Below are 12,676 nucleotides of genomic sequence, written 5' to 3' on the forward strand. Positions count from 1 at the left end.
GTAGTGTTGATCTACAGCACGGTGCTGTGTCAAATCCAATTTTGGAGAGTGAAAGCAAGTGGCCCTCAACAACCCGGCATTCAACAACCCGGCGTTCCAGGACCCCCGCGCCGTCCAGACCTACCCGGGCGGCTCTCGCGCCGCGGGTCTCGGAGGCGCAGCGCAGTACGCTCCCCCGGCCGCCGCGACCAGCGCGCAGCTCGAGGGAATGTACGCCTCGCCGTCCGCAGGAGCGCAGCAGACCGACCGCATGACGGTCGAAGACACCGTCTACAAGACGATCGCCCTGTTCGCCGTCCTGCTGGTCGCCGCCGTCGGCGGATGGATCTGGACGATGGCCGGCGTCACCGCCGCCAACCCCAACCCCAACATGGCTCCGCTGCTCATCGGCACGATCGGTGGCTTCGTGCTGGCGATGGTGAACATCTTCAAGAAGAAGGTGTCCGTCCCGCTGATCATCGGTTACGCCCTGTTCGAGGGTCTCTTCATCGGTGGCATCTCGGCCTTCTTCGAGTTCCTCTGGCCCGGCATCGTCATCCAGGCGACGCTCGGCACGGTCTCGGTCGTCGGTGTCACGCTGGCCCTCTTCGCGAGCGGCAAGATCCGCGCCTCCAAGCGCGCGACCAAGATCTTCATGATCGCGATGGTCGGCTACCTCGTGTTCAGCCTGCTGAACGTCGGACTCATGCTGTTCGGTGTCCTGCCCGCTGACCAGATGTTCGGCCTGAGCAGCGCCCGCATCTTCGGCATCCCGCTCGGTCTGATCCTCGGTGTGCTCGTCGTCATCATGGCGGCGTACTCGCTCGTACTCGACTTCGACCAGATCCAGCGCGGCGTGCGCAACGGCGCACCGCGTCAGTTCGCCTGGAAGGCGGCCTTCGGCATCATGGTCACCGTCGTGTGGCTCTACGTCGAGATCCTCCGCATGATCGCGATCGTGCGCGGCAGCAACTAGCACCACTCGCACGAAGGGGTCGTCCGATTCGGACGGCCCCTTTGTCGTATCCGGCGCAAGGGCTGGTCGCAGCATCCGCCCCGCCGCTAGCGTCGCAGCCATGAGCCCGTCGAAGACCCCACCCGAGATCCTCGAGATCGACGGCCACGAGGTGCGCGTCACCAGTCCCGACCGCGTGGTGTTCCCCGAACCCGGGGTGAGCAAACTCGACATCGTGCGCTACTACCTCGCCGTCGCCGATGGCGCCCTGCGCGGAGCCGGCGGACGCCCGATGGTGCTGCGGCGGTTCGTGAAGGGCATCGAGGCGGAGGCGTTCTTCCAGAAGCGGGTGCCGGAGAAGCATCCGGACTTCATCGATACCGCCACGCTGCACTACGCCCGCGGCACCTCGGCCGAGGAGACGGTGGTGCGCGACGCCGCCGGACTCGCGTGGATCGCGAACCTCGGATGCCTCGACCTCAACCCGCATCCGGTGCGCGCCGAGGATCTGGATCACCCCGACGAACTGCGCGTCGACCTCGATCCGATGCCGGGCGTGGAATGGTCGCAGATCGTCGATGTGGCCATGATCGTGCGCGAGGTGCTGAGCGATCACGGCCTCGTGGGGTGGCCGAAGACGAGTGGATCGCGCGGCATCCACATCATCGTGCGGATCGCCCCGGAGTGGGATTTCACGGCGCTGCGCCTCGCGGCCGAGACCCTCGCCCGCGAGGTCGAGAACCGTGCGCCGGGCCTTGCGACGGCGCGGTGGTGGAAGGAGGAGCGCGGCGAGAGCGTGTTCGTCGACTTCAACCAGAACGCGAAGGACCGCACCGTGGCCTCGGCCTACTCCATCCGCCCGCTCCCCGACGCGCGCGTGTCCACCCCGCTCGCCTGGGACGAGGTGCGCTCGCGCCGGCCCGAGGAGTTCACGGTGCTCACCGTTCCCGATCGCTTCGCCGAGATCGGCGACCCGCACGCGGGTATCGACGACGCGGTCGGCTCGCTCGACGCCCTGCTGCGCTTGGCCGAGGCGCTCGGCCCGGCCGAGAAGCCGCCGCGCGAGGCCGACGGCACCGGCCGCCGGGCGTCGACGATGCCGCTGATCGAGGTCGCGCGGACGAAGACCAAGCCCGAGGCGCTTGCCGCGGTGGAGCAGTGGAAGGGCGCGCACGCCGACGCAGCGTCGCTGCTGCACGCCGCCGACGTGCTCGTCGACGGCATGCGGGGCTCGAGCTCGCTCTGGTACCGCGTGCGGGTCAACCTGCAGCATGTGCCCGAGGCGCAGCGCCCGGCGCAGGAGCCGCTGCTCGCCGACTACGACCCCTGGGCGGGGCGGTCCTAGCCCGCGCCCGCGCCCTCCTCGCCCGCGGGACCGGCCCGGCCCGGCGGATGCGTACCGGACTCAGGACGGACGGCTGCTGCGTACCGTACTCAGGAAGAGCGGCCCGGATAAGCCCGATTCGGGCCGGATCGGCCGCCCCGCGCCCATTTATCCTGCATTCGGTCCGGGAGGGGCTATGGACCCGGGACGACGGGACCGGGAGGGGCGGATGCACCCCGACTGAGAGGGGGGCTCAGGTCCGGCGGGAGGGGCGGGCGAGCACGTCGCGCACCACCGACGCCAGGGTGGCAGTCGTCGAATGCGGATCGAGGTTCGCGGCGGCCCGCACCGCCTCGGCCGAGAGACGCTCGCGCAGCGGGGTGTCGCCGAGCACCGCGATGAGGGCGGCCGCGAGGGCGTCCACGTCGCCGTCGGACACGAGCACCCCGCCGCCCTCGGCGAGCATGTCGCTCGGGCCGTAGCGGATGTCGAAAGCGACCGCGGGGGTCCCGTGGGCGAGAGCTTCGGCGAGGGCGAGGCCCTGACCCTCGAACGCCGAGGTGGAGAGGTAGACGGATGCTTCGTCCAGCACCGCGCCGGGGTCGTCGGTCACCCCGCGCAGCGTGACGGCCGAACCCAGATCGAGGTCGTCGATCAGCGCCTGCAACCGGGCGCGCTCGGCGCCGTCGCCGTAGATGTCGAGCGTCGCGGAGGGCACGGCCGCCACGACCGAGCAGAACGCCCGGATGGCCAGGTCGACCCGCTTGCCCGGGGCGAGACGGCCGAGCACGACGACCCGCCCGGCAACCCGCGATGCAGGGTCGACCACCGTCGCGGCTTGCGTCACACCGTGGGGCGCGACGACGTGCACCTCGGACTCGCCGAACCGCGCGATGACATCGGCGCGCTGCGACGCGGTCGGCCACAGCACGGCGTCGAACCGCTCGACGACGGCGAACCACCGCGACCACAGCCCGTTCAAGGGCGCATCGGCGGTGTACGGCGGCTCGAGATGGATGGTGTGCACCGCGTGCACGATCCGCACCTCGGGGTCGCTCCAGCCGGCGAGCAGCTCGCCGAGCTGACGCGACTCGCTGATCAGCACGACCGGCCGGTCGATCTGCGCCCGCAGCCGGCGGACGACCTCCTCGAGCCACGCGCGGTAGAGCGCGCCGAAACCGTCGACGACGCCGACCGCTTCCCCGGCGGCGTCGAAGACCACGATCGGTTCCCGTGTGAGGTGCCAGTCGGGATCGTCGACGATCACCGGGAGCGCCGCGACCGGGCGGCCCGCAGCATCCGCCACCGTCCGGTACTCGAGCTCCGGGTTCGCAGCCCCGGCGTGGGCAGCCTCGCGCAGCCAGGGGGCGGCTCCGCCCTCGGGGGCGGATGCCTCGTCGAAGAGGTTGCGCATCCGCTCGGCGGTATCGACCTCGCCGCGCTGAACGAACGCGTCGCGGTGCTCCGCGTGGGCGGCAGGCGTGCCCGGATCCACCGTCAGCAGCGCCGTCTCGGCGCCCGCGTCGACCAGGTGTCGCGAGCGGGCGAGCGTGGCGACGGTGTATCCCCCGTCGAGTCCCGGCACCAGCCGGCTTGACAGCACGAGGTACCAAGCCTCCGGGAACACCGCTCTATCCTTCCTCACCGCGAAGGATCGCGCTCGGCGTCGTCGCCTGCGGAGGGCGCAGTGATATCCCCTCCGAGCCGATCGGGGTAGGGGCCCTGCTCTTGGTTCGGAGGGGATATCGCGGTGCCCGGAGACGGCGACGGCGACGAGAACGGGGCGTGAGCCGGAGCGCTCACTCCCACTCGATCGTCCCCGGCGGCTTCGACGTGACGTCCAGGACGACGCGGTTGACGTCGCGCACCTCGTTCGTGATGCGGTTGGAGATCCTCGCCAGCACGTCGTACGGCAGCCGGGTCCAGTCGGCGGTCATCGCGTCCTCCGAAGAGACAGGCCGCAGCACGATGGGGTGTCCGTACGTCCGTCCGTCTCCCTGCACCCCGACCGAGCGCACATCGGCGAGCAGCACGACCGGGCACTGCCAGATCTCGCCGTCGAGGCCCGCCTTGGTCAGCTCGGCGCGAGCGATCGCGTCGGCGTCACGCAGAATCTCGAGGCGGTCAGCGGTGACCTCACCCACGATGCGGATGCCGAGGCCGGGGCCCGGAAAGGGCTGACGGCCGACGATCACCTCGGGCAGGCCGAGCTCTCGTCCGATCGCGCGCACCTCGTCCTTGAAGAGGGTGCGCAGCGGCTCGACGAGTTCGAACTGCAGGTCTTCCGGCAGACCGCCCACGTTGTGGTGGCTCTTGATGTTGGCCGTTCCCGCGCCGCCGCCGGACTCCACGACGTCGGGGTAGAGCGTGCCCTGCACGAGGAAGCGGATGGGCTCGCCGTCGGCCGCGGCTTCGGCGACGAGGTCGCGCTCGGCGGCCTCGAAGGAGCGGATGAATTCGCGCCCGATGATCTTGCGCTTCTGCTCGGGATCGCTGACCCCGGCGAGGGCGTCGAGGAACTGCTGGCGCGCGTCGATCGTGACGAGGCGTACGCCGGTGGAGGCGACGTAGTCGTTCTCGACCTGCTCGCGTTCGCCCTTCCGCAGCAGCCCGTGGTCGACGAAGATCGCGGTGAGCTGGTCACCGACGGCCTTATGCACGAGCGCGGTGGACACGGCCGAATCGACGCCGCCCGAAAGGGCGGAGATGACCCGCGCGGACCCGATCTGCTCGCGGATGCGTTCCACCTGCTCGGCGATGACGTTGTCGCTGTTCCAGTCGGCGGGGAGTCCAGCGGCGTTGTGCAGGAAGTTCTCGATGACGCGCTGGCCGTGGTCGGTGTGCTTGACCTCGGGGTGCCACTGCACGCCGTACATCCGGCGAGCGTCGTTGGCGAACGCGGCGACGGCGGTACTCGCGGTGCGCGCGAGCACGTCGAAACCGGCGGGCGCTCGCGACACCTGATCGCCGTGGCTCATCCACACGTTCTGCTCGGCGGGCTGCCCCGCGAGCAGGGTGCCCTCCGTCACGACGGTGGCATCGGTCGCGCCGTACTCACGCAGGCCGGTGTTGGCCACCTCGCCGCCGAGCGCCTGCGCCATGACCTGGAAGCCGTAGCAGATGCCCAGTGTCGGGACCCCGAGATCGAAGACGCCGGCGTCGAGCGAGGGGGCGCCGTCCTCGTACACCGAGGACGGGCCACCCGACAGGATGATGCCGACGGGGCTTTTCGCGGCGATCTCTTCGGCCGTGGCCGTATGCGGCACGATCTCGCTGTACACCCCCGCTTCGCGCACGCGGCGCGCGATCAGCTGGGCGTACTGCGCGCCGAAATCGACGACGAGGACGGGACGCTGGGAGGTCTCGGTCTGTTCGGTCACGGGGTGGTCTCCATGCCTTTCGGGGCGGGGACGGATGCTTCGCTGGCTTCGCGGCCATCGAGGTAGGTCTTGACGGTCCGTGCCGTGATCGCTTCGAGGAAGAACGACAGCAGCGGCACGACACCCCCGAGGGCGAGGAAGAGGAAGCGGCGGAATGGCCACCGCATGAGGCTCCAGATGCGGAAGCACGAGAACAGGTACACGACGTAGAACCAGCCGTGCGCGACCAGGATCGCGAGCGAGATGTTGAAGCCGTCGCCGGCCGACACGAGGTCGCACCCGTTGCCGCCGGGCAGGAACAGCGAGAACCATTCGCAGCCGGGCCCGGGGATGACGCGCGCGAGCCAGAGCGCACCGCCCGAGCCCCCCGCGAAGAGCTCGACGTGCAGCGGGGTGTACTTGAGGATCATCTCGGTCAGCAGCAGCAACAGGCCGACGCCCGTGATGATCGAGCAGATCTGGTAGAACTTCAGCGCTCCGCGAATGGCCGGGAAAGAGGCGAGTTTGGGGGCGCGAGGCATGGAGTCCAGTCTAGCCGTCGGCGAAAAAGGAGCCGCGCTCAGAGAGCCTGAGCATCTTCGAGGTCTTCGACCTCTTTCTCCCACGCGTCGCGGGCGAGGCGGTACCAGAGGTAGAACGCGAATCCGGCGAAGACCGCCCACTCGACCGCGTAGAAGATGTTCAGCCAGTTGACGCTCGAGCCTTCGGCGGGCGCCGGAGAGGCGATCGCTTCGAGCCCACCGAGAGGATCGGCCGAGGTGAGATAGGGCCGGTAGACGTCAAGACCCTCGATGTCGTGCCAGCGCGACAGCAGGGCCGCCGGCGACATGCGGGGGATCTCGAGGGGTTCGGTCCTCGGCGGCAGCCCCGCGCCCTCGTCGGAGATGATCCGGCCGGTCAGAGCGACGGTCGCGTCGGGATCCGCTGCGACCTGATCGTCGAGGCGTTGCACGGCAGCATCCGCCTCGCCCCGATCGGCGGTCCAGCCGACCGCGACGGCGAGGGAGACCGGGTCGGATCCATCGGCCACGCGCAGCTGCCCGGTGACCCAGTAGCCTTCGACGTCGTTGTTGTAGCGCGACGAGACCACGACGAAGTCTTCGGGCACCCAACGGCCCTCGACCTCGACGCGTTGACCGACGAGCGGTTCGGGCAGGTACTCGCCCGGCTGCACGACCTCGTCGAGCGGTTGCACCTGCTCGGTCGCCCCGGGGGGCGTGGGGGACGTGTCGACGGCGCGGCTCAGCTGCCACTGGCCGAGCCACGCGAAGATCCCGGCGACCACGAGCGACAGCAGCAGCATCCCGAGCCACTGCGGGCGCAGCAGGACTTCCCGCAGCGTCGGGGGGAACACCTCCGGCTGCGGCGTGGCCGTGGGCTCCGCGGTCATCCCCGGCCGTACGGCGCGACGACGACCTCGACCCGCTGGAACTCCTTGAGGTCGGAGTATCCGGTGGTGGCCATCGACTTGCGCAACGCCCCGATGAGGTTCGCCGTGCCGTCCGCGACCGGAGCCGGGCCGTAGAGGATCTCCTCGAGCGTGCCGACCTGGTCGACGCGCACCCGACGGCCGCGCGGCAGCTTCGGGTGGTGCGCCTCCGCACCCCAGTGGTAGCCCAGACCCGGGGCATCGGTCGCGCGGGAGAGCGCGACGCCGAGCATGACGGCATCCGCCCCCATCGCGAGCGCCTTGACGATGTCGCCGGAGGTGCCGACGCCCCCGTCGGCGATGACGTGAACGTAGCGGCCGCCCGACTCGTCGAGATAGTCGCGACGAGCGCCGGCCACGTCGGCGACGGCGGTGGCCATCGGTGCGTGCAGGCCCAGGGTGGCACGGGTGGTGGATGCTGCTCCCCCGCCGAATCCGACGAGGACACCCGCGGCGCCCGTGCGCATCAGGTGGAGCGCGGCGGTGTACGTGGCTGCTCCCCCCACGATCACCGGCACGTCGAGGTCGTAGATGAACTTCTTGAGGTTCAGCGGCTGGTCGACCGAGGAGACGTGCTCGGCCGAGACGGTCGTGCCGCGGATGACGAACAGATCGACGCCCGCCGCGACGACGGTCTCGTAGAGCTCCTGCGTGCGCTGCGGCGTCAAGGAGGCGGACACCGTGACACCCGCTGCGCGGATCTCGGCGAGGCGGTCGCGCACCAGCTCGGGCTTGATCGGCTGGGAGTAGAGCTCCTGCATCCGACGCGTGGCTTCGGCGTCGGGGAGGCCTGCGATCTCGGCGAGCAGCGGCTCGGGGTCGTCGTACCGGGTCCAGAGGCCCTCGAGATCGAGCACGCCCAGACCGCCCAGCTGGCCGATCATGATCGCGGTGCGGGGGCTCACGACGGAGTCCATGGGAGCAGCGAGCACCGGGATGGAGAACTGGAACGCGTCGATGGTCCACGCCGTCGAGACGTCCTCGGGATTGCGCGTGCGCCGCGACGGCACGACCGCGATGTCGTCGAAGGTATAGGCGCGGCGCGCGCGCTTGGCGCGTCCGATCTCGATCTCCATGCTCACCCGTTCAGCCTACCCGCCGTGCCCGACGCCCCCGCGGGTCGTCGTCGGTCACCAGGGGGCGTCGCCGCGGGGGGCGCGCTCGAGCACTTCGGTCAGGTCGGTCGGGAAGCAGGAGAGGAAGAGTTCGGTGACCGAGGGGTCCTCGGCGTAGTCGTCCACCAGGCGAAGGCCGATCATGGTGGTGATCAGCATGCCCTCGGCGAGGAACACCCGGGCGGTGTCGGCGTCGAAACCCGCCTCCTCGCGCAGGAACCGCCAGACGTCGGCGAAGCCGCGTCGCGCCGCCGGGCCGATCACGGGGTGACCGCCGAGCAGGAAGCAGTGCGAGAGCGTCTGGTGCAGGCCCCGCACCCGCAGCAGCCCGACATAGGAATCGCCGAGACGCCGCGATACGGGCCGCTCGTCGTCGGTGTCGGCGAGAGCCGCGCGGAACGCCCTCATCAGCTCGTCGAGGGCACGCTCCATCGCGGCGAGGAAGAGGTTCTCCTTCGAACCGAACAGGCGCACGACGTACGGCTGCGACACCGCGGCCGCCTTCGCAACGTCGTCGGTGGTCGAACCGACGTACCCCTTCGACCCGAACACGGCGAGCGCGCCGTCGAGGATCTGCTCCCGCCGCTCGTCCGAGCTCATGCGCTTGACGATCGGCGTCTGGGGAGTGCGCGGGGTCATGTTGACATGTTATCAGTCGATTACTACAGTGACTCGAGTCAGGTAATCATTCGATTACAACTACCCGGAAGCGAGTCGGCATGTCAGTCCCCGCCACCACTCCGCCCGTGCGTCGCCGAGCCTTCGGTGTCGTTCTGGCGGCAGCATCCCTGCCCATGTTCATGGCCACTCTCGACAACCTCGTCATGACCAACGCGCTGCCCGTGCTGCACAGCGAACTGGGCGCGAGCGTCGAAGAGCTGCAGTGGTTCGTCAACGCGTACACGCTCGTGTTCGCCAGCTTCATCCTCGTCGCGGCCGCCCTGGGCGACCGGCTCGGACGGCGCACGGTCTTCCTCGTGGGCATCGCGGTCTTCGGCATCGGCTCGGTGCTCGCCGCCCTGAGCGTCGACCCCGGACAGCTGATCGCCGCGCGCGCCTTGCAGGGACTCGGCGCGGCGGGGGTGCTTCCGCTCTCCCTCGCCCTGCTCTCCGGCGGCGTCGCGCCGGAGAGACGCCCGCTCGCGATCGGCATCTGGGGCGGCGTTTCCGGTCTGGGCGTCGCGGTCGGACCCCTGGTCGGCGGAGCAGTCATCGAGGGCTGGAACTGGCAGGCGATCTTCTGGCTCAACGTTCCCGTCGCGCTGATCGCCATCCCGCTCGCCTGGTGGGCACTCAACAACGACTACGGCCTGCGAGCGCGCATCGACGTCGTGGGTGCGCTCTTGGCGGGCGGCTCGGTCCTGGCGCTGGTGCACGCGATCGTCCGTGGCAACGACGACGGCTGGGACTCACCGAGCGTCGTGCTCGAGTTGGCCGTCGGCGGCGCGCTGATGATCGCGTTCCTGTGGTGGCAGACGCGGGCGAAGGCGCCGCTCGTGCCGCTTCGGCTGTTCCGCGACCGTTCCTTCAGCGTGACCAACATCGTGGGTTTCGCCTTCAGCTTCGGCACCTTCGGCTCGGTGTTCATCCTCATCCAGTACATGCAGGTGGTCGGCGGATCCTCGCCCCTCGAGGCCGCCCTGCGCACCACGCCGTGGACCCTGGCGCCGATGTTCATCGCGCCACTCGCGGGGATCTTCGCCCCGCGAGTGGGCACGCGCGTGCTGATGGTCGCCGGCCTGCTCTTCCAGGGGGTCGCGCTCGGGTGGATCGCGATGATCATGTCGGCGACGCTCGACTATCCGCAGCTCGTCGCGCCCTTCATCCTCGCGGGAGTGGGCATGGGACTCGTCTTCGCCCCCTCGGCCACCGCGCTGCTCGCCACGCTCGGGGTGATCGACCACGCCAAGGCGTCGGGCGTGAACTCCACGGTGCGCGAGTTGGGCGTCGCGCTCGGCACCGCGGTCATGACGGCGGTGTTCGTCAGTGCGGGCGGTCAGTTGCGCCCCGACCTGTACGTCGAGGCCGCCCGGCCCGCCGTGCTCGTCGGTGCCGGGGTGCTGCTCGCGGCCACGGTCATCGCCCTGTGGCTGCCGGCCGGGCGCTCTGCACCCGCCGTCGCGGCAGCATCCGCCCCGTCTCGCGAGCCCCAGCTCACGCCCTGACCCGCTCCCCCGCACACGGAGGATCAGGATGCTGCGCGCGCAGCGCGCGGGGTGAGCACGCGCGTGAGCAGGAAATCGAAGAAGAACAACGCGAACGCCGCGGAGCCGATGACCGTGCTGAGCGCCACCACGGCGATCGAGATGAGGGTCGCGCTCAGTCCGGCGCGGCCCAGCGCGTCCACCTGCTCGGCGCTGAGGTCGGGCAGCATCGTCTCGCGGTGGCGGGCGGCCCAGATCCACTGCAACCAACTGCACAGCACCGCGAAGAAGAACGTCACCGGCATCGCGAGGCGCCCGACGAGGAACTCCTGGTACTCGGTCATCAGTCCGGTGGCGAAGGGCACGAGCACGATGAAGAGCAAGCGCGCGTTGTTCAGCCACACGATGACGGCATCGACCCGGGCGACGTGCTCGAACTGCTGCATGTGCGTCATCCACAGCAGGCACAGCAGAACGAAACTGAGCGCGAAGTTGAGGAACAGCTCCCACATGCCCCCGAGCGCCCGCAGCAGGTCGCCGTCAGAGGTGACGGGCCCCAGCGTGTGCGCGGTCAGGTTCAGCACGAGCAGCGTCGCCGCGATCGCGAAGACGCCGTCGGTGAACGCCTCCAGCCGCGACGTCGACTGGGTCGCGTCGGGGTGAGCGCGCCGGGCGAACATGCGCTCAGCGTACTGAAGCGCCGCGCCCCCGGTGATCAGCGCTTGTAGTTGGGTGCCTCGACCACGATCTGCACGTCGTGCGGGTGGGATTCTTTGAGACCCGCCGCCGTGATCCGCACGAACTTGCCTTTGGCCTTGAGCTCGTCGATCGTGCGCGCGCCGACGTAGAACATCGACTGGCGGAGCCCTCCGACCAGCTGGTAGGCCACGGCCGAGACCGGACCGCGGTAGGCGACCTGGCCTTCGATCCCCTCGGGGATCAGCTTGTCGTCGCTCGGCACATCAGCCTGGAAATAGCGGTCCTTCGAATACGAGGTCTTCTTGCCGCGGGTCTGCATCGCGCCGAGGGATCCCATCCCGCGGTACTGCTTGAACTGCTTGCCGCCCTGGAAGACGATCTCGCCGGGAGATTCGTCGGTACCGGCGAGGAGCGATCCGAGCATGACGGTGTCGGCGCCGGCGACGAGCGCCTTCGCGATGTCGCCGGAGTACTGCAGGCCGCCGTCGGCGATCACCGGGATACCCGCTTCGCGGGCGGCGAGGGATGCCTCGTAGATCGCGGTGACCTGCGGTACGCCGACGCCGGCGACCACGCGGGTGGTGCAGATCGACCCGGGGCCGACGCCCACTTTCACCGCGTCCACACCGGCGTCGATGAGCGCCTGCGCACCCTCGCGGGTGGCGACGTTGCCGCCGATGATGTCGACGTGGTCGAAGGATGCGTCGCCCTTCAGGCGGCGGACGAGGTCGATGACGCCGGCGGACTGCCCGTTGGCGGTATCGACGACGAGCACGTCGACTCCGGCGTCGCGGAGGGCCTCGGCGCGCTCCCACGCGTCGCCGAAGAAGCCGATGGCCGCGCCGACGCGGAGGCGTCCCTGCTCGTCCTTGGTGGCGAGCGGGTACTTCTCGCTCTTGTCGAAGTCCTTGATCGTGATGAGCCCCGCGAGCTTGCCGTCGTCATCGACGAGCGGCAGCTTCTCGACACGGTGCTTCGCGAACGTCGCGATGACGTCGTTCGCGTGGATGCCGACGGGGCCGGTGATGAGGCCCTCGCTCGTCATGACGTCCTTCACCAACGTCGACTGCCGCTCGAAGCCCGAGACGAAGCGCATGTCGCGGTTGGTGACGATGCCGACCAGGCGGCCGTCTTCGTCGATGACGGGGAGGCCCGAGATGCGGTACTTCGCGCAGAGGTCGTTGACCTCTTCGATCGTCGCGTCGGGGGTCGTGGTGATCGGGTCGGAGATCATGCCCGACTCGCTGCGCTTGACGCGGTCGACCATCGACGCCTGCTCCGCGATCGCGAGGTTGCGGTGGATGATGCCCAGCCCGCCCTCGCGGGCGATCGCGATCGCCAACCGCGCCTCGGTGACGGTGTCCATCGCGCTGGACAGCAACGGGGTGGCCACCGTGATGCGCCGGGTCACCCGCGAAGAGGTGTCAGCCTCGCTGGGGATGACGTCGGTGTGACCGGGAAGAAGGAGGACATCGTCGTACGTGAGTCCGATGAAGCCGAAAGGGTCGTGATCAACCATGGTTCTCCTGCGCGCTCGGCGCGTTGCTCGAAAGGACGACGACGGCCGGTGCGCTTCTGAGGCGCGCCGTACTGATTCTAAGGGCGCGGACGCCCGTTTCATTCCGAGGGGAACAGGAAGGGGCGGTCGTGC

The 12,676-nt window shown here is 69.6% G+C and carries 11 protein-coding genes; 3 read left to right on the forward strand and 8 right to left on the reverse strand.

The genetic code is table 11. From position 1 onward, the window contains the following. Positions 1-58: 58 nt before the first annotated feature. A complete protein-coding gene (locus tag ACFXP5_RS06180; RefSeq protein ID WP_394543940.1) occupies positions 59-955 on the forward strand; it encodes a Bax inhibitor-1/YccA family protein in 897 nt (298 codons plus the stop codon). Positions 956-1,055: 100 nt separating this feature from the next. Next, the gene (locus ACFXP5_RS06185; protein WP_394543941.1) at positions 1,056-2,279 is read left to right on the forward strand and encodes a DNA polymerase domain-containing protein; all 1,224 of its coding nucleotides are present in this window, start codon (positions 1,056-1,058) and stop codon (positions 2,277-2,279) included. A 232-nt stretch (positions 2,280-2,511) separates the two neighbouring features. Here ACFXP5_RS06185 and ACFXP5_RS06190 read toward each other — a convergent pair whose 3' ends face one another. The 6 genes from ACFXP5_RS06190 to ACFXP5_RS06215 all read right to left on the reverse strand — a co-directional run bounded on the left by ACFXP5_RS06190 (position 2,512) and on the right by ACFXP5_RS06215 (position 8,821). Beyond that, the gene (locus ACFXP5_RS06190) at positions 2,512-3,885 is read right to left on the reverse strand and encodes a glycosyltransferase (RefSeq protein WP_394543942.1); all 1,374 of its coding nucleotides are present in this window, start codon (positions 3,883-3,885) and stop codon (positions 2,512-2,514) included. Between the two features lie 172 nt (positions 3,886-4,057). Continuing rightward, entirely contained in the window at positions 4,058-5,638 is a 1,581-nt protein-coding gene (gene guaA, locus ACFXP5_RS06195; protein ID WP_394529368.1) for a glutamine-hydrolyzing GMP synthase, read from the reverse strand. Then, positions 5,635-6,159, reverse strand: coding sequence for a DUF3817 domain-containing protein (locus ACFXP5_RS06200; protein WP_394529369.1), 525 nt, complete (start codon positions 6,157-6,159; stop codon positions 5,635-5,637). Before ACFXP5_RS06200 ends, guaA begins: the two co-directional genes overlap by 4 nt. Before the next feature lie 38 nt (positions 6,160-6,197). Beyond that, positions 6,198-7,028, reverse strand: a complete 831-nt coding sequence (locus ACFXP5_RS06205) for an SURF1 family protein (RefSeq protein ID WP_394543943.1) — start codon at positions 7,026-7,028, stop codon at positions 6,198-6,200. Continuing rightward, the gene (locus tag ACFXP5_RS06210) at positions 7,025-8,143 is read right to left on the reverse strand and encodes a GuaB3 family IMP dehydrogenase-related protein (RefSeq protein WP_394529518.1); all 1,119 of its coding nucleotides are present in this window, start codon (positions 8,141-8,143) and stop codon (positions 7,025-7,027) included. The genes ACFXP5_RS06205 and ACFXP5_RS06210 overlap by 4 nt, the downstream gene beginning before the upstream one ends. Before the next feature lie 54 nt (positions 8,144-8,197). Continuing rightward, positions 8,198-8,821, reverse strand: coding sequence for a TetR/AcrR family transcriptional regulator (locus ACFXP5_RS06215; RefSeq protein WP_394543944.1), 624 nt, complete (start codon positions 8,819-8,821; stop codon positions 8,198-8,200). Positions 8,822-8,901: 80 nt separating this feature from the next. Between ACFXP5_RS06215 and ACFXP5_RS06220 the strand changes: the two genes are divergently transcribed. After that, positions 8,902-10,347, forward strand: coding sequence for an MFS transporter (locus tag ACFXP5_RS06220; RefSeq protein WP_394543946.1), 1,446 nt, complete (start codon positions 8,902-8,904; stop codon positions 10,345-10,347). Positions 10,348-10,370: 23 nt separating this feature from the next. Here the strand turns inward: ACFXP5_RS06220 and ACFXP5_RS06225 are convergent, their stop codons facing one another. Then, entirely contained in the window at positions 10,371-11,006 is a 636-nt protein-coding gene (locus ACFXP5_RS06225) for a TMEM175 family protein (RefSeq protein ID WP_394529374.1), read from the reverse strand. 35 nt (positions 11,007-11,041) lie between these two features. Next, the gene (gene guaB, locus ACFXP5_RS06230) at positions 11,042-12,544 is read right to left on the reverse strand and encodes an IMP dehydrogenase (protein ID WP_394529375.1); all 1,503 of its coding nucleotides are present in this window, start codon (positions 12,542-12,544) and stop codon (positions 11,042-11,044) included. Positions 12,545-12,676 lie beyond the last annotated feature (132 nt).

Source organism: Microbacterium hanjuni, from assembly GCF_043556395.1.
Classification (GTDB): Bacteria; Actinomycetota; Actinomycetes; order Actinomycetales; family Microbacteriaceae; genus Microbacterium.

What these genes read in the sequence shown, in the direction of transcription:
- ACFXP5_RS06185 (WP_394543941.1), top strand. Translation starts at nt 1,056, where the DNA reads ATGAGCCCGTCGAAGACCCCACCCGAGATCCTCGAGATCGACGGCCAC.
- ACFXP5_RS06200 (WP_394529369.1), bottom strand. Translation starts at nt 6,159, where the DNA reads ATGCCTCGCGCCCCCAAACTCGCCTCTTTCCCGGCCATTCGCGGAGCG.
- ACFXP5_RS06205 (WP_394543943.1), bottom strand. Translation starts at nt 7,028, where the DNA reads ATGACCGCGGAGCCCACGGCCACGCCGCAGCCGGAGGTGTTCCCCCCG.
- ACFXP5_RS06210 (WP_394529518.1), bottom strand. Translation starts at nt 8,143, where the DNA reads ATGGAGATCGAGATCGGACGCGCCAAGCGCGCGCGCCGCGCCTATACC.
- ACFXP5_RS06215 (WP_394543944.1), bottom strand. Translation starts at nt 8,821, where the DNA reads ATGACCCCGCGCACTCCCCAGACGCCGATCGTCAAGCGCATGAGCTCG.
- ACFXP5_RS06220 (WP_394543946.1), top strand. Translation starts at nt 8,902, where the DNA reads ATGTCAGTCCCCGCCACCACTCCGCCCGTGCGTCGCCGAGCCTTCGGT.
- ACFXP5_RS06225 (WP_394529374.1), bottom strand. Translation starts at nt 11,006, where the DNA reads ATGTTCGCCCGGCGCGCTCACCCCGACGCGACCCAGTCGACGTCGCGG.
- guaB (WP_394529375.1), bottom strand. Translation starts at nt 12,544, where the DNA reads ATGGTTGATCACGACCCTTTCGGCTTCATCGGACTCACGTACGACGAT.